The following is a 16029-nucleotide window of genomic DNA, read 5'->3' as shown; positions in this document are numbered from 1 at the left end:
ATGCATTCGAGCCGGGCTGAACGCATGACACGCCGGGGCCGAGCGCATGACACGCGAGGGTTGAGCGCATGACACGCGGTTAGGGGTGGGGCGGGATCAGGGTGGCCACGCCGTCCAGGAGGCGTTGCAGGCCGAACTCGAAGCGGTCGGCGGCGTAGGGGGCCACGCCTGCCTTCAGGGTTGCGAACAGGGTCGGGTAGGCGGAGAAGTCGATCAGTTCGGCCAGGATGGCGTCGCGTTCGGTCGCCTCGGTGGGGGTGGGCTCGTGGGAGTCCAGGCTCAGGCGGGCCTGGCCGCGCACGTAGGCGTCGACCGACTCGACCACGGCCATCTTGTCGGCCTCCGCCAGGCCGGTGCCCTCCAGCGCCAGCAGCGCCGAGTCGAGCCACCGGATCGTGTTCGGCCCCGGGAACGGCGTGGTCGCCACGAGCTGGAGCACCCACGGGCGCTTGCGGAAGCCTTCCCAGTCCGACCGCGCCCACGCCTCGGTCTTCGCCCGCCAGTCGCCGGGCCACTCGTGCGGCAGGGTGTCGTCCAGCGCCACGGCGTCGAGCATCAGCGCTTCCAGCTCCGCCTTGCCGGGCAGGTAGGTGTAGAGCGACGCGGTGCCCACGCCCAGCTCCTGGGCGACCCGCCGCATCGACAGCGCGGGCAGGCCCTCCGCCTCCACCAGCTCGATCGCCGCGGCCACGATGCGCTCCGCGGTCAAGCCGCGCCGCGGTCCCCGCGCGGGACGGCGGGCGTCCTTCCACAGCAGCTCCAGCGCTCGCCGCTGCACGTCGTCCTTTGCCGTCATGGTGAAACTCAGTATACCGTTCGGAGTTGTACGAACGCCGTTCGGAGTTTGGGGGAGCGATGACGGGTCCGGGAGAGGAAGAGGAACGGAAGACCTCGTCCAAGGCCGTGCCGAAGGCCACGCCGGAAGCCGTGCCGGAAGCCGTGCCGAAGGCCGTGCAGGCGGAGGGTGGCGAGGGGGGCGGCGGGGCCGGGGGCGACAAGCCCGTGGACAAGCGGGAGGACCACGCGTTGTGGGCGGCGACGCTCACCAACGGTCCGACCGAGCTGATCGACTTCGTGCTGCCGCTGTGGGCGGGCGCGGCCATCGGGTTGGGCGCCGCCGAGATCGGGGTGCTGCTCGCGGTGGAGATGGCGCTGTCGGTGGTGGTGCGGCCGTTCGCGGGCGTGCTGGCGGACCGGTGGGACCGCCGCTTCACGGCCGCCGCCGGCGCCCTGCTCTACGCGCTGTCCTGCGCCGGGTACGCGGTGGCCCAGTCCGCGCCGTCGGCCTACGCCGCGGCGGCGGTCGGCGGCGCCGGCGGCGCGCTGCTGTGGGTGGCCGTGCGGGCGATCGTGAGCGAACGGCTGGCCGAGGACTCCGCGGTGTTCGCGCGCCTGCTCTCGTCCCAGGAGACCGGGTCGTGGGTGGCGTTCGTGGTCGGCCTGTCGCTGATCGGCCAACTCGGCTTCGCCGGCCTGTTCTGGGCGTGCGCGGCCGCGTGCGCGACGGCGGCGGTGTGGCTGGTGACGGCGCCGCGCCGGCCGGGGCACGGGGGCGGGGCCGCGGTCGGGCTCGGCCTGCGCGCGGTGGGCAAGCGCTTGCGCCCCATGCTGTTCGCGGTCGTGATGACCATGGCCGCCGAGGCCGCCGTGGGGTTGCTGCTGCTCCTGCACCTGCAGCGCGGGTCCGACCTGGAGGTGGTCGAGGTGGCGTGGGTGTTCCTGCCCGGCGCCATCGCGATGAGCGTCGCGGCCGAGTACCTGCACCGGTACGTGCTGCGGTTCGGGCGGCGGCGGGTGCTGGTCACCGCGTCGCTGGCGAGCTGCGCGTTCGCGGTGAGCCTGGCGTGGGCGCCGACCCCGCACGTGATCGCCGGGCTGTGGGTGCTCAGCGGGCTGGCGTGGGCGGCGGTGATGCCGGTGCAGCAGGCCGTCATCGCCGAGGCGTCCGCCGGTCAGGTCGGTCGCGGCATGGGCGTGTACGAGTCGGCGTGCCTGGTCGGCGCGCTCATCGGCAGCCTGGCGGCGGGCGCCCTGTACGACGGGGCGCACTGGTGGGTCGCGTGCGCGGTGGCCGCCGGGATGATCCTGGCGGGCGCGGTCGTGGTGCCGCGGGCGGTGCGCGCGCTCGGCGTGCCCGACGTGCCGGTGGAGACGGGGCGGACGTGAAAGAGGTCGGGCCGCCGGGGAGCGATCTCCGGCGGCCCGACCTCGTCGACGGTGCTACTGGGGCGGCTGGAGCAGCTCGGCGGGCACCGGCTCGTCCCGCTCCAGCGCGCCGAACAGCGCCAGCGCCTGCTCCCGGTTCCACTGCACGACCGAGCCGACGCCGCCGATGGTCGGCGTGCCGCCAACGGGGACGGTCACCGTGTCCACTCCCCCGCCCATGGCGAACGCCATGCCGACCAGGTTGTGCAGGTTGTCGTCGTCGGCGATGGAGATCGAGTCCGTGCTCGCGAACAGCAGCGGGAACGCCCGGAACGGGTTGGCCAGCACGGCCGGGCTCGTCGCCTTGTCGGTCAGGGCGGCGAGGAACTTGCGCTGGTTCTCCACGCGCTGGAGGTCGGCCCGCGGGAACGCCCGGGTCCGCACGAAGCCCAGCGCCTGCGCGCCGTCCAGCTCCTGGCAGCCCGCCTGGAGGTCCAGGCCCGCCAACGGGTCCTGGATCGGCTCGTCGACGCACAGGTCCACGCCGCCGACCGCGTCCACGATCCCGGCGAACCCGCCGAAGCCGATCTCCATGTAGTGGTCGACGTGGATGCCGGTGGCGCCCTCGACGGTCTGCACCAGCAGCGGCGCGCCGCCGAACGCGAACGCCGCGTTGATCTTGTTCTTGCCGTTGCCCGGGATGTCGACGTAGGAGTCCCGGGGCATGCTCACCAGCGTCGCCTTCCCGGAGCCCTCCGGGATGTGCAGCAGCATGATGGTGTCCGTGCGCCGGCCGGCCGCGTCACCGGTGGCGAGCGCGGCCTTCTCCTCCTCGGACAGGTCGTCGCGCGCGTCCGACCCGACCAGCAGCCAGTTGGTGCCGGGCGTGTCGGCGGGCCTGCCCTCGTAGTCGGGCAGCGCGTCGATGCGGCGCAGCGACGAGTCGACGTAGAACCACATGCCGACGACGAACACCAGCAGCAGCACCAGCACCACGCCGATGGTCCGCCCGACCCGCCGCTTGCGGCGCGGCGGCGCCTGCCGGTACCCGCCTTGCGCCGCCACGGCCTGCTGCGACCCCGCGGGCTGGTAGGCCGGCGGCGGCCGGTGCGCGTCGTGCGGCTGCCGGCCGCCGACCGGGTAGGCCCGCGTCCGCTGCTGGGGGCGCTGCGGCGGGCGCCCACCCCGTTGGTACCCACCCTGCTGATACCCGGCGTTCATCAGACGACCCCGCTCCGTTTGTCGGCCACTGCTCGCAGTTCCTCGGCCACTGCTCGCACTTAAAGACGCCGTGCGCGCCAAGAGGTTGCCAGCCTAGTGGTCGGGCGGCAGCACGAGCGCGGTCAGCAGCCGGTCCAGCTCGGCCTCCGGGTCCTCGGTCAGACCGGTGTGCGCGGGCGAGGTCTGGATGATCGTCGACCGGGGCGCGGTGAGCCAGCGGAAGCGCTGACCCGGCGACGTGCGGGACACCGGACCGGCGGTCGGCGAACCGTCGCACGACAGGCCCAGGTGGCTCAGGCTCGCCCGCAGCACCTCCACGTCCAGGAACGGGTCCAGCGCCAGCACCCGCCCCTCGTCCACGTGCACGCGGGCGCCGAGGAAGTCCAGGTCCTTGCAGTAGACCAGCACCCCGACGTTGACGAACTCGCCCCGCTCCTGCCGGGGCACGGCCCGCAGCAGGGCGTACTCAAACACGTGCGGCACGCGCGGCCTCCAACTCGTCGACCCACGTCCGCGGCCCGGCCAGGCGGGCGGCGAAGAACCGCTCGTACGCGTCGCGCACGGCCTCGGGCGTGCCGAACGCCTCGTCCTGCGCCAGCCACTCGTCCGGCACCAGGGCCAGCACCTCACGCACCAGCTCGGGCGTGACGCGGGCGGACAGCTCGGCGTCGACCGGGGCGAGCGGGCCGGCGAACGGCACCATCAGGTGGTCGGCGGCGTCGAACCGGTAGCCCGCCGCCGGGAACCGCTCCGGCCGCCAGGAGTGGTGGAAGTACAGCGAGGCGCCGTGGTCGATCAGCCACAGCTCCCGGTGCCAGAGCAGGGTGTTGGGGTTGCGCCAGCTCCGGTCCACGTTGAGGGTCAGCGCATCCAGCCACAGCAGCCGGGCGGCCAGGTCGGCGGACGGCTCGCGCACCACCGGGTTGTAGTCGAACGAGCCGGGCAGGTAGTCCAGGCCCAGGTTCCGCCCGCCGCTGGCCTTCAGCAGCTCCTGCACCTCCTGGTCGGGTTCGGACCGGCCCAGCTCGGGGTCCAGGTCGACCAGGACGACCTCCGGCACGCGGAAGCCGAGGCGGCGGGCCAGCTCGCCGACCACGATCTCGGCGATGAGCGCCTTGACGCCCTGGCCCGCGCCGCGGAACTTGAGCACGTACATGCCGAGGTCGTCGGCCTCCACCAGCCCCGGCAGGGAGCCGCCCTCGCGGAAGGGCGTGACGTAGCGGGTGGCCGCGACCTGGCGCAGCCCGTTCGTGGGTTTCACGCCGGGCATCATCGCCGGTCGGCCGCGGCCACCGCCAACGGGTCGGGCGCCGACGGGTCGGGCGCCAACGGGTCGGGCGCCGACGGGTCAGGCGACGGCGGCTCCGGCGACCGCCTCCTCCAGCGCGGGCAGGTAGCCGAACTCCTGGCCCTCGCGGTCGGGGTGGAAAGACCGGTCGTACGGCAGGAGCACCAGGCCGTTGATCCACGGGTCGCCGGAGCACACGCCGTGGCCGTCGAACTCGTCGCGCACGTCGGCGTAGGTGAACCCGGCCGCCCCCGCCCGCGCCGCGACCACCTCGTCGATCACGTCGACGGCCCGGTCCAGCGCGTCGCGCTTGGGCTTGCTCATCAGGCACAGCGAGCTGCCGCCGCCGAACAGGCGCGGGTAGCCGAGCACGACGACCCGCGCCTGGTCCGGGGCCTGCTCGCGCACCAGGCCGTACAGGGCGTCGAGCCGGGCGGGCAGCTCGTCCCGGACGAACGCCTCGGCCTGCTCGACCCGCTGCACGCACCCCTCGTCCTCGCCGAGCGTGCAGGTGGTCATCACGTCGGCGAACCCGGCGTCGTTGCCGCCGACCGTGAGGGTGACCAGCGTCGTCGCGGGCGTGATCCGGGTCACCTGCCGCTCCACGTCCGCCGTGGTGGCGCCGGAGCAGGCGGCGAACACCAGGGTCGCGCCGTTGCGCTCGGCCCACAGCGCGGGGTGGGCGGCGGAGCTGCGCCGGCACGAGTTCGACGACTCCCCGCCGGCGCCGAGCCCCGCCGCGTAGGAGTCGCCGAGCGCGACGAGCTCCGGCGCGGCGGGAGCGGGGACGAGGGACATCAGCAGCGCGACCGCGATCATCTTCATGCGGTCGTCCTACCATTGTGGACAGTCGTCGACCGGGAAGTTAACCCGTCAGTGCGAACTCCTCCGGGGCGACCTCGGGACGGTCGCGGGACGCCGCTACAGGGCCACGCAGACCGGGATCGGGGCCTCCAGCGAACCGACCTCGCGCAGCCTCCCGGTGGCCCGGTCGACGGCGAACGTGGTGACGTTGCCCGAGTTCTGGTTGGCCGCGAGCAGGAACCGGCCGGCCGGGTCGAGGGTGATGTGCCGGGGGTACCGCCCGCCCACGGGCGTCGCCTCGACCAGCCGCAGCGCCGCGCCGCCGCGCTCCACGGCGAAGACCGCCACGCTGTCGTGGCCCCGGTTGGACAGGTAGAGGAACCTGCCGTCCTCCGACACCACGACCTCGGCCGGGTAGTTGCGCGGCGAGGTGGGCGCGCCCTCGGGGAGCGTGCTCAGCTTCGCGCCGGGCGTGAGCACGCCGCGCTCGTAGGTCGCCACCACGACCGTGGAGTCCAGTTCGTTGGCGATGTAGGCGTACCGCCCGGACGGGTGGAACGCCAGGTGCCGCGGCCCCGCGCCGGGGTGCAGGCGCGCGACGCCCGCCGGGGTCAGCCTGCCGTCGCCGCCGAGCCGGTAGCTGTGCACGGAATCGGTGCCGAGGTCCACCGCGAGCACGAACTCGCCGCGCGGGTCGGGCAGCACCTGGTGGGCGTGCGGGCCCTCCTGCCGCTCGGGGTCGGGCCCGGAGCCGGAGTGCTCGACCAGGTCGGTGCGCTCGCCGAGGCCGCCGTCGGGCCGCACCCGGTGCACGGCGACGCTGCCGGAGCTGTAGTTGGCCGACAGCAGGAACCCGCGGTGCAGCGCCAGGTGGCACGGGTCGGCGCCGCCGGTGGACTGGCTGTTGATCACCTTCGGCACGCCGTCCGGCCCCACGGCCAGGGCGGTCACCCCGCCGTCGGACTGCTCGTTGACCGCGTAGAGCCGCCTGCCCGCGTCGATCACGAACGACGGGTTGGGCACGTCTTCCACCACGCCGGTCACGCGCAGCCGGCCGGTGGCCGGGTCGTACGAGCCCACGCCGATGCCGCGCCCACCGCCTTCCCAGGTGGTGTAGGTGCCCAGGTAGGCACGAACCCCCGCCCGTCCCTCACCCGTCGCCACGCCCTCGGTCATCAGCAACCCCGCTCCCACGCCAACGGCCCCCAGGAACCGACGCCTGTCCACAACCACACCGAACCTCCGCTCGACTGCCCGCGGCAGTCCCACAGTGGCCTAGACCACTGCCGAGCAGCAAGAGGCGCAACGAAGATTGCGTCTAGCGCAACGGATCGTCCTCCCGGAGGCGTGCCAACTCGACCTCCGGATCGTACGAGGGCGGCGGGTACTCCGGCCCGAGGTCCCTCAGCGCCTCCAGCAGCAGCCGGGCGACCGCCCAGTTCCGGTACCACTTGCGGTCGGACGGGATCGCGTACCAGGGCGCGTTCGGGGTCGAGCACCTGGTCAGCGCCTCGCGGTAGGCGAGCTGGTACCGGGAGAACTTCGCCCGCACGGCCAGGTCGCCCGGGTCGTACTTCCACCGCTTGACCGGGTTCTCCAGCCGGGCGACCAGCCGCTCCTTCTGCCGCTCGGGCGAGATGTGCAGGAAGCACTTGACGATCGTAGTGCCGCCGTCCACCAGCTCGCGCTCGAAGTCGTTGATCTCCCGGTGGCGGCGGCGCAGGTCGGCGGCCGGCAGCAGCCCTTCGACCTTCGGCACCAGCACGTCCTCGTAGTGGGAGCGGTCGAACACGCCGATGTAGCCGGGCTCGGGCAGCTGCCTGCGGACGCGCCACAGGAAGTGGTGCCGCCGCTCGGCCGGCGTGGGCTTCTTGAACGACGCGATGCGCAGGCCCTGCGGGTTGACCAGGCCCGCGACGTGCCGGATCGTGCCGCCCTTGCCGGAGGTGTCGAGGCCCTGGAGCACCAGCAGCAGCCGGCGCCCGCCCCCGCCGAGCCCCTCGGCGTAGAGGGCCTCCTGGAGCGCGTCGAGCTGCTCGCCGACCCCGACCAGGTCCTCGGCGGCCTCGGCCTTCGACGACGGCCCGACGGAGGTGGCCGCGGGGTCGACCTTCGCCGGGTCGAAGTCCGGGCCGACCAGGAAGGCGGCCGAGACCGACCGGTCCCGAACCGGCTGGACCCGAGTGGTCTTCTTCGCCATCCTCGCCAAGGTAGTCGCCTCGCCGGGCGGCTGCCTCCGGTGCAACGGATCACCGTGTTAACGGCAGATTGCGCAACGAATACACCGGACACGCAACGCCCGACGGCTGAAATCGCTGGCATCGGCCCTCTAGCCTGGTGACATGACCGCCACCGCCCTTCCCACCGCCGAGCAGTTCATCGCGCTCGACGACGAGTGGAGCACGCACAACTACCACCCGCTCCCGGTCGTGATCTCCCACGGCGAGGGCGCGTGGGTGACCGACGTCGAGGGCCGCCGCTACCTGGACTTCCTGTCCGGCTACTCGTCCCTGAACTTCGGCCACCGCCACCCGGAGCTGGTGGCCGCCGCGATCGGGCAGCTGGGTCGGGTCACGCTGACCAGCCGGGCGTTCCACCACGACCAGTTCGGCCCGTTCTGCCGCGAGCTGGCCGAGCTGACCGGCACGGAGATGGTGCTCGCCATGAACTCCGGCGCGGAGGCCGTCGAGTCGGCGATCAAGGTCGCCCGCAAGTGGGCCTACCGGGTCAAGGGCGTGCCCGAGGGCGCCGCCGAGATCGTCGTCGCGGGCTCGAACTTCCACGGCCGCACCACCACGATCGTGTCGTTCTCCACCGACGAGGGCGCCCGCGCCGACTTCGGGCCGTTCACGCCGGGCTTCAAGGTCGTCGAGTACGGCTCGCTCGACGCGCTGCGCGGCGCGATCACCGAGCGCACCGCGGCCGTGCTGCTGGAGCCGATCCAGGGCGAGGCAGGCGTGATCGTGCCGCCGGCCGGCTACCTGGCGGGCGTGCGGGCGCTGTGCGACGAGCACGGCGCGCTGATGATCGCCGACGAGATCCAGTCCGGCCTCGGCCGCACCGGCGAGGTGCTGGCGCTGGACCACGAGGGCGTGCGCGCCGACCTCTACACGCTGGGCAAGGCGCTGGGCGGCGGCATCCTGCCGGTGTCCGCGGTGGTCGGCAGCCGGGCGGTGCTCGGCGTGCTGCGTCCCGGCGAGCACGGGTCCACCTTCGGCGGCAACCCGCTGGCCTGCGCGGTCGGCCGGGCCGTGGTGCGGCTGCTGGCGACCGGCGAGTTCCAGCAGCGCTCCCGCGAGCTGGGCGCCCACCTGCACGCGCGGCTGGGCGAGCTGGTCGGTCGCGGCGTGGCCGAGGTGCGCGGGCGCGGCCTGTGGGCCGGCGTGGAGATCGCCCCCGGCGGCCCGCTCGGCCGGGAGGCGTCCGAGGCGCTGGCGCGGCTGGGCGTGCTGTGCAAGGAGACCCGCGACACGACCCTGCGCGTGGCGCCCCCGCTGGTGATCTCCCGGGCCGACCTGGACCGCGGTCTGGACGCGGTCGGTGAGGTGCTCGGCACTCCTCGCTAACCCCGTGCCCGAATTGCGCTTTCAGCCCGATTGCGCAGGTCACAGACGTGTCGAGGTCGGTGTATTTGCCGACCTCGACACCCATCATTACCCACATGGGTGAACGCAAGCGCGCCGAGGCGGCCAGGGCGCTGGGCCGGTGGACCGAGCCGGAGGAGGTCCTGGCGCGCGGTCGCGGGCTGCGCGCGGCGGTGAGCCACGAGGCGCACCGCAAGGCGCTGCTCGCCCCGGACCGGCCGGGCGTCGTGGAGTTCGTCGAAGCGTCCAACGAGGGCAGGCTGCCCGAGCTGGCGCCGCTGCGGGTCGGCCGGATGCTCGCCTCGCCGTTCGCGTTCTTCCGGGGCAGCGCGGGCCTCATGGCGGGCGACCTGGCCGTGGGCGCGCGCACCGGGCTGGATGCGCAGCTGTGCGGCGACGCGCACGCGGCCAACTTCGGGCTCTACGGCACGCCCGAGGGCAACATCGTCATGGACATCAACGACTTCGACGAGACGCTGCCCGGCCCGTGGGAGTGGGACCTCAAGCGCCTGGCCACCTCGCTGGTGCTGGCCGGGCGCGAGGGCGGCGTGTCGGAGAAGGGCTGCCGCGACGCCGCCGAGGACGCGGTGCGCGCCTACCGGGGCGCGGCCCGGCACCTGGCCGAGCTGCCGTTCCTGGAGTCGTGGAGCGCGCTGGGCGACGAGTCGGTGCTGTCCAAGACCAAGGCCGACGACCTGTCGCGCCACTTCGCCAAGGCCGCGGCCAAGGCGCGCCGGAACACCAGCGCCCGCGTGGCCGCGAAGTGGACCCGGCGCGAGGACGAGCACTGGCGGTTCGTCCCGGACCCGCCGGTGCTGACCCGCATCTCCCCCGAGGTCGCGCGGACCGTCGTGGACGCGCTGCCGTCCTACGTGGACACCCTGCGCGAGTCCCGCTACAACCTGATCATGCGCTACGGCGTGTCGGACGTGGCGTTCCGCGTGGTCGGCACCGGCAGCGTGGGCCTGCGCAACTACCTCGTGCTGCTGCACGGCAACGGCGACGAGGCGCTGGTGCTCCAGGCCAAGGAGGCCCGGCCGTCCGCGCTGGCCCCGTTCCTGCCCGCCGCGCCCGCCCGGCACGAGGGCAAGCGGATCGTGCACGGCGCCCGGCTGGTGCAGGCGGAGACCGACATCCTGCTCGGCTGGACCACCATCGACGGCCGGCCGTTCATCGTCCGGCAGTTCCGCAACCGCAAGGGCGAGATCGACGCGACCACGCTCAAGCGCGACGACCTCGACGACTACGGCCGGCTCGCGGGCGCGCTGCTGGCCCGCGCGCACAGCCGGTCGCTCGACCCGCGGCTGCTCGCCGGGTACTGCGCGGACGGCGAGGAGCTGGACGCCGCGATCGGCCGGTACGCGCTGGACTACGCCGACCGGACGTGCGCCGACCACGAGGAGCTGGTGCGGGCGGTCAAGGCCGGCCGGCTGCCCGCCGAAACCGGATGACCTGCCGGGCGACCAGGTACAGCACCACCGCGTTCAGGACGTGCCAGGAGTAGTGCGTACCGGTCGGCCACTCGCGGCACAGGGGCTCGTCGAGCGTGCGCAGGGTGACCGACACGGCGAACACGCCGGCCGCCGCCGCCAGGTCGTGCCACGGCTGCCGGCGCGCCGCCGCGACCGCGGTGATCACCACCAGCGCCGTGAACGGGGCCAGGTAGATGCCCGAGCCGCCCGGGACGAGCGCGCCCAGCGGCCAGGTCGCGACCGTGAACGCCAGGAACAGCGGGATCGCGAGCCACGCGCGCGCCCACCGGACGTCCAGGTAGTAGTGGGCGAACACGACCAGGTACCAGACCACGTAGACCGCGATGAAGCCGACGTCGAACCAGTTGGTCAGCGTGTTCGCCAGGGTGTGGAAGCTCAGGCTGCCCAGGCCCACCAGCGCCAGCAGCACCGGCAGGGCCCGCAGGCTCGCCGGGCCGGGCCGGTGCCGCCACCACAGCCACGCGGCGGCGACCAGGAACGCGGCGTTGCTGATCGCGTTGAGCGGTTCGGCCCAGAAACCCGGGCCCAGGCGCTCGCAGTAGGCGTCCACGTGCTCCACGGGTGGTGTTCTACCCCGTCGAGGTGAACTCCGGGGGCGACGCCGCTAAGTTCGCCGGTGTGGACTGGATCGGAGTCATCAGGCACGGCGAGAGCACCGGCAACGTGGCCCGCGAGGTGGCGGAGTCCGGCGGCCACGAGGTGATCGACATCGCGGAGCGGGACGCGGACGTGCCGCTGTCCGCGGAGGGCGTGGCCCAGGGCCGGGCGCTGGGGCGGTGGTTCGCCGCGATGCCGCGCGAGCAGTGGCCCGACGTGGTGGTGGCCTCCCCCTACCGGCGGGCCGTCGACACGGCCGCGCTGGCGCTGCGCGGGCACCCCCGGATGCTGGTCGACGAGCGGCTGCGCGACCGCGAACTGGGCGTGCTGGACCTGCTGACCACCCACGGCGTGGCCGCGCGGTACCCGGAGGAGCTGGTCCGCAAGCGGCGGCTCGGCAAGTTCTACCACCGGCCGCCGGGCGGCGAGTCGTGGGCGGACGTGGCGCTGCGGCTGCGGTCGCTGCTGCGGGACCTGGATGGCGCCCGGGTGCTGCTGTTCGGCCACGAGATCACCCACTTCCTGCTGCGCTACCTGCTGGAGCACCTGCCCGAGCAGGACCTGCTGGCGTACGCGCACAACTCCGTGATCCCCAACGGGGCGCTGACCTCGTGGCGTCGCGACGGCGGTCTGTGGGTACTGGAAGAGGAGTTCCAGGCCGACCAGCTGCGCGAACACGGCGCCGAACCCACGGAGACCGAGGATGCCACGATCAGGTCCACCTGAGCCCGTCACGTCCGCGCTGCTGCGCGAGTGGCTGCCCGAGACCGAGGAGCGCGGCACGGTCCTGGTGGTCGGCGGGTCGCGGCGGGTGCCGGGCGCGGTGCTGCTGGCGGGCATCGCGGCGCTGCGGACCGGCGCGGAAACCCTCCAGCTCGCCATCGCCGAGCGGCACGCGTCCGCGCTCGGGCTGGCGGTGCCCGAGGCGCTGGTCGTGGGGCTGCCCGAGACCGGCGCGGGCGCGGTGTCGCGCGAGGCGGCGGACGTGCTGGGTGACCTGGTCGGCGACGCGGCGTCGGTGGTCGTCGGGCCCGGCCTGGTGGACGCGGACGAGACGGCCGCGCTGCTGGAGCGGCTGCTGCCGCTGACGCGCGGCCCGGTGGTGCTGGACGCGTTCGCGCTGGGCGCGCTGGGCACGCACCCGTCGCTGGGCGACCCGGTGCGCGGGCGGATGGTGCTCACGCCGAACACGGTGGAGGCGGGGTACCTGCTCGGCTCGGAGGTGCCCGACCACGTCGAGGCGGCCCGGGAGATCGCGGCGAAGCACGACGCGGTGGTGAACCTGATGGGCGTGGTGGCCGCGCCGGACGGGCGGGTGTGGCGGGACAGCACCGGCCACGTCGGGCTGTCCACCTCGGGCAGCGGCGACGTGCTCGCGGGCCTGGTCGGCGGGCTGCTGGCCCGGGACGACGACCTGGCGCGGGCCACCTGCTGGGCCGGGCACGTGCACGCGATGGCCGGGCAGCGGCTGGTGCCGCGCACCGGGCTGACCGGCATGCTGGCCCGCGAGCTGCTCGACGAGGTGCCGCAGGTGCTGGTGGAGCTGCGGTCGCGCTAGTCGCGGGCGGGCACGTCGTTCTGCCACAGGGCGACGAGCACGATGGGCACGGCACTGGCGAGGGTGCCCGCGATGGCCAGCGCCATGCCCGCCGTGCCGTCGAGCAGCACCTGGGCGAAGGCGGCGAGGGTCGTCAACACGAGGACGGCGGCCATGGCGAGCCAGAACCGCCTGCTGTAGCGACGCGTCATGCTCCCAGGGTCCTCCCGCGTGCCCGGCGCGTCACCACCCGAACGGGGCCATGCCGAACGGGGTCATGCCCGAACGGGGCGTGCCCGAACGGGGCGTGCGCGGACGACGACGCGCGTGGTGGCGGCCACGACCAGGGCGGCGGTCACCACGTGCACGGCGACCAGCGGCACCGGCAGGGCCAGCGCCCCCTGGACCGCGCCGATCGCGCCCTGCACGAGGGTGAGGGCGAGCAGCGCGACCGCCGCCCGGTCGCGCAGCCGCACCACCGCCACGACCTGGAGGACGAGCAGCACGAGCACGGCCGCCGCGTGCGCCGAGGTCAGCACGGCGGCGTCGAGGCCGAGCCTGCGGGCGTCCTCGTCACCCGCGTGCGGACCGCTGCCGGTGACCAGCGTGCCCAGCACCAGGACCGCCGTGAGCGCCACCGGCAGCGCGAGGACCCACCGCGGCGGCCGGCCGACGCGCCCGCCGAGCAGGTCGACCAGCACCGTCAGCGCCGCCACCAGCACCATGCTGGCCAGGAAGTGCGCGGCGACGACCTCGGGCGCCAGCTCCCACCGCACGCTCAACCCGCCGACCAGCCCCTGCACGCCCACCCCGACCAGGGCGCCGACCGCCAGGGGCAGCGCACCGCGCGGACGGTCGCGGTACCGGGCCACCGCGACCACCAGGGCCAGCACCACCAGGCCCACCACGACGCCCAGCACCCGGTTGCCGAACTCGACCACGCCGTGCGCGCCCATCTCGGGCGTGGTGACGAACGAGTCGCCGGTGCAGCGCGGCCACGTCGGGCAGCCCAGGCCCGAACCGGTCAGCCGGACGAGCGCGCCGGTCAGCACGATCAGCACGTTCGCCACCAGCGCGGCGACGGCGGCGACCCGCGCGGCGCGGGCGGTGGGCAGCTGCACGACGGTCACGCCGGGCAGCCTAGAGAGCTAGCGGACCCGCTCCACGCGCGCCTCGTCCCACACCGGCTCGTCCACCTCCACCACCCGGCCGTCCGAGCGGAACAGCAGGAAGCGGTCGAAGGAGCGGGCGAACCAGCGGTCGTGCGTGACCGCGACGACCGTGCCGGTGAACTCGTCCAGGGCCTGCTGCAACGCCTCGGCCGAGTTCAGGTCGAGGTTGTCGGTCGGCTCGTCCAGCAGCAGGAGCGTGGCGCCGGACAGTTCGAGCAGCAGCACCTGGAACCGCGCCTGCTGGCCGCCGGACAGCGTCTCGAACCGCTGGTCGCCCTGCTTGCCCAGGCCGTAGCGGCTCAACGTGGCCATCGCCGCGCCCCGGTCGCGCCCGGCGCGGCCGTCCTCGCCGTGCCACAGGATGTCCACCAGGGTGCGGCCGATCCACTCCGGGTGCTGGTGGGTCTGCGCGAACAGGCCGGGCACCACCCGGGCGCCCAGCCGCGACGTGCCGGTGTGGGCGACCCGGTCACCGCCCAGCAGGCGCAGGAAGTGGCTCTTGCCCGAGCCGTTGGAGCCCAGCACGGCCACCCGGTCCCCGAAGAAGACCTCCAGGTCGAACGGCTTCATCAGGCCGGTCAGCTCCAGGTCCTCGCACGTGATCGCGCGGATGCCGGTGCGACCGCCGCGCAGGCGCGGCGCGACCTTCTCGTCGGTCGGCAGCTCCGGCGGCGGGCCCGCCTCCTCGAACTTCTCCAGCTTCGCCTTCTGCACGCGGTACTTGGCCGCCATGACCTCGCTGATCTTCGCCTGCACCTGGAGGGTGCGGACCAGCTCCTTGAGCCGCGCGTGCTCCTCGTCCCAGCGGCGGTGCAGCTCGGCGAGGCGTTCGATGCGGTGCGCGCGGGCGGCGTGCCAGGTGCCGAACGACCCGGGGTGCGTCCACGCGGAGTGCGCCTCGACGGTGACGACGTGGGTGGCGGCGACGTTGAGCAGCTCGCGGTCGTGGCTGACCAGCAGGACGGCCTTGGCGGTCTCGGCCAGGCGGGCCTCCAGCCAGCGCTTGCCGGGCACGTCCAGGTAGTTGTCCGGCTCGTCGAGCAGCAGCACCTGCTCGGGTCCGCGCAGCAGGACCTCCAGGACCAGGCGCTTCTGCTCGCCGCCGGAGAGGGTGCGGACCTCGCGGAACCGGGCCCGGTCGAACGGCACGCCCAGCGCGGCCACGGTGACCGTGTCCCACAGGACCTCGGCCTCGTAGCCGCCGACCTCGCCCCACGCGGTGAGCGCGTCGGCATAGCGGAGCTGGGTCGGCTCGTCGTCGGTCTCCATGAGCTGGAGCTCGACGGCGTCGAGGGCCGCGGCGGCGGCGCGCAGGGGTGGTGGCGAGGCGGCCAGCAGCAGGTCGCGGACGGTGCTGTCGTCGCGGACCGAGCCCACGAACTGCGGCATCACGCCCAGGCCGCCCTGGACGCGGACGCTGCCCGCGGCCGGGGTCAGCTCGCCGGACAGGATGCGCAGCAGCGTCGTCTTGCCCACGCCGTTGGCGCCGACCAGGGCGACCACGGTGCCCGCGCCGACCTTGAACGAGACGTCGCGGAACAGCTCGCGGCCGTCCGGCAGGCGGAAGGCGAGGCCATTGGCGTCCAGGAATCCCACGTCCGCATGGTCCGGCATGGGCGGTGGTCGTGGCGAGCCCTTTTGGCGGCGGGTTCGAGCGGGTTCGACTGGATTAGGGCGGTCACGTGCCGGCGGTTCGGGCCCGGTGGTCACCGGCCACGCGTGGATGAGCACGTCGCAGCGGCCGGTCCCGGTCGCACCGGGCCCTTGGGCGGCACGGTCCGCCTAACGCCAGGTGTAACCGCGCATCAAGACCAGCAGGGCGGCGAACCCGAGCGAGCCCAACGCCGGACCGAAGGAGCCGAGCACCAGCAGCAGCACGCCCAGGCCCGCGAACAGGGCGACCAGGGCGTAGCTCAGGACCGGGTTGCGAGGCTTCCCGGCGACGAGCGCCGACGCCAGGGCCGGCTCCTCGTCCATGAGTCTCATCTCGATCTCACTCAGGGTGCGGCGTTCCGCTTCGCTCATCACGCGCGAGGGATACCCGGGCCCAACCAGGAAAAACCAACCCCGAACGGAGTCTTCGCAGGACCCGAACGCGCAACTCGCCCACTCCGAACGTACGACACGGCAGTCCTGGACGTACGACTCGCGCGAGTCGTATGTCCAGGTCGCGCGAGTCGTACGGTCG

At 73.9% G+C, this 16029-nt stretch carries 17 protein-coding genes; 5 read left to right on the top strand and 12 right to left on the bottom strand.

Annotated elements, in window-relative coordinates; all coding sequences use genetic code 11:
* Positions 1-79: 79 nt before the first annotated feature.
* Entirely contained in the window at positions 80-796 is a 717-nt protein-coding gene (locus ACFV4N_RS28195) for a TetR/AcrR family transcriptional regulator (protein WP_499675629.1), read from the bottom strand.
* 59 nt (positions 797-855) lie between these two features.
* On the opposite strand from ACFV4N_RS28195, the gene ACFV4N_RS28190 reads away from it, so the two are divergent.
* Positions 856-2166: an MFS transporter gene (locus ACFV4N_RS28190; RefSeq protein ID WP_499675628.1), complete on the top strand. Its 1311-nt coding sequence runs from the start codon at positions 856-858 to the stop codon at positions 2164-2166.
* 54 nt (positions 2167-2220) lie between these two features.
* On the opposite strand, the gene ACFV4N_RS28185 is transcribed toward ACFV4N_RS28190, so the two are convergent.
* The 6 genes from ACFV4N_RS28185 to ACFV4N_RS28160 form a co-directional block, all read right to left on the bottom strand.
* Positions 2221-3366 (bottom strand): LCP family protein, encoded by a 1146-nt coding sequence (locus tag ACFV4N_RS28185; RefSeq protein ID WP_499675627.1) that lies wholly within the window; start codon positions 3364-3366, stop codon positions 2221-2223.
* A gap of 93 nt (positions 3367-3459) precedes the next feature.
* Positions 3460-3849, bottom strand: a complete 390-nt coding sequence (locus ACFV4N_RS28180) for a DUF3037 domain-containing protein (RefSeq protein WP_499675626.1) — start codon at positions 3847-3849, stop codon at positions 3460-3462.
* On the bottom strand, positions 3833-4636 hold the full coding sequence (locus ACFV4N_RS28175) for a HipA family kinase (RefSeq protein ID WP_499675625.1): 804 nt from the start codon (positions 4634-4636) through the stop codon (positions 3833-3835). Before ACFV4N_RS28175 ends, ACFV4N_RS28180 begins: the two co-directional genes overlap by 17 nt.
* A 78-nt stretch (positions 4637-4714) precedes the next feature.
* Positions 4715-5479 (bottom strand): SGNH/GDSL hydrolase family protein, encoded by a 765-nt coding sequence (locus tag ACFV4N_RS28170; protein WP_499675624.1) that lies wholly within the window; start codon positions 5477-5479, stop codon positions 4715-4717.
* Positions 5480-5575: 96 nt separating this feature from the next.
* The gene (locus ACFV4N_RS28165) at positions 5576-6634 is read right to left on the bottom strand and encodes a lactonase family protein (RefSeq protein ID WP_499675623.1); all 1059 of its coding nucleotides are present in this window, start codon (positions 6632-6634) and stop codon (positions 5576-5578) included.
* Between the two features lie 142 nt (positions 6635-6776).
* Complete coding sequence (locus tag ACFV4N_RS28160; RefSeq protein WP_499675622.1) at positions 6777-7658, bottom strand: PPK2 family polyphosphate kinase; 882 nt, start codon at positions 7656-7658, stop codon at positions 6777-6779.
* Positions 7659-7800: 142 nt separating this feature from the next.
* Here ACFV4N_RS28160 and rocD point away from each other — a divergent pair, with 142 nt between their 5' ends.
* Together rocD and ACFV4N_RS28150 are read left to right on the top strand one after the other, a co-directional pair.
* Positions 7801-9024 (top strand): ornithine--oxo-acid transaminase, encoded by a 1224-nt coding sequence (rocD, locus tag ACFV4N_RS28155; RefSeq protein ID WP_499675621.1) that lies wholly within the window; start codon positions 7801-7803, stop codon positions 9022-9024.
* Positions 9025-9119: 95 nt separating this feature from the next.
* Positions 9120-10493 carry a DUF2252 domain-containing protein gene (locus ACFV4N_RS28150; protein WP_499675620.1) on the top strand — a complete coding sequence of 458 codons (1374 nt, stop codon included), beginning with the start codon at positions 9120-9122 and terminating at the stop codon, positions 10491-10493.
* On the opposite strand, the gene ACFV4N_RS28145 is transcribed toward ACFV4N_RS28150, so the two are convergent.
* On the bottom strand, positions 10459-11094 hold the full coding sequence (locus ACFV4N_RS28145; RefSeq protein ID WP_499675619.1) for a hypothetical protein: 636 nt from the start codon (positions 11092-11094) through the stop codon (positions 10459-10461). The two genes, ACFV4N_RS28150 and ACFV4N_RS28145, sit on opposite strands and share 35 nt — an antisense overlap.
* 59 nt (positions 11095-11153) lie before the next feature.
* Here ACFV4N_RS28145 and ACFV4N_RS28140 point away from each other — a divergent pair, with 59 nt between their 5' ends.
* Together ACFV4N_RS28140 and ACFV4N_RS28135 are read left to right on the top strand one after the other, a co-directional pair.
* Positions 11154-11858, top strand: coding sequence for a histidine phosphatase family protein (locus ACFV4N_RS28140; protein WP_499675618.1), 705 nt, complete (start codon positions 11154-11156; stop codon positions 11856-11858).
* Positions 11836-12690, top strand: coding sequence for an NAD(P)H-hydrate dehydratase (locus ACFV4N_RS28135; RefSeq protein ID WP_499675617.1), 855 nt, complete (start codon positions 11836-11838; stop codon positions 12688-12690). The genes ACFV4N_RS28140 and ACFV4N_RS28135 overlap by 23 nt, the downstream gene beginning before the upstream one ends.
* Here ACFV4N_RS28135 and ACFV4N_RS28130 read toward each other — a convergent pair.
* From ACFV4N_RS28130 to ACFV4N_RS28115, 4 genes are all read right to left on the bottom strand, one after another.
* Positions 12687-12881, bottom strand: coding sequence for a hypothetical protein (locus ACFV4N_RS28130; protein ID WP_499675616.1), 195 nt, complete (start codon positions 12879-12881; stop codon positions 12687-12689). The genes ACFV4N_RS28135 and ACFV4N_RS28130 overlap by 4 nt on opposite strands.
* Positions 12882-12944: 63 nt before the next feature.
* A complete protein-coding gene (locus ACFV4N_RS28125; RefSeq protein ID WP_499675615.1) occupies positions 12945-13799 on the bottom strand; it encodes a COX15/CtaA family protein in 855 nt (284 codons plus the stop codon).
* A gap of 18 nt (positions 13800-13817) precedes the next feature.
* Positions 13818-15437 (bottom strand): ABC-F family ATP-binding cassette domain-containing protein, encoded by a 1620-nt coding sequence (locus ACFV4N_RS28120; RefSeq protein ID WP_499675614.1) that lies wholly within the window; start codon positions 15435-15437, stop codon positions 13818-13820.
* A gap of 186 nt (positions 15438-15623) precedes the next feature.
* Entirely contained in the window at positions 15624-15866 is a 243-nt protein-coding gene (locus ACFV4N_RS28115) for a DUF3040 domain-containing protein (RefSeq protein WP_499675630.1), read from the bottom strand.
* Between the last annotated feature and the right edge of the window lie 163 nt (positions 15867-16029).

Source organism: Actinosynnema sp. NPDC059797 (genome assembly GCF_042732085.1).
In the GTDB taxonomy this organism is placed as follows: domain Bacteria; phylum Actinomycetota; class Actinomycetes; order Mycobacteriales; family Pseudonocardiaceae; genus Actinosynnema.
Note: the sequence above shows the minus strand (reverse complement) of the source record. Positions and strands in the feature narration are given on the sequence as shown.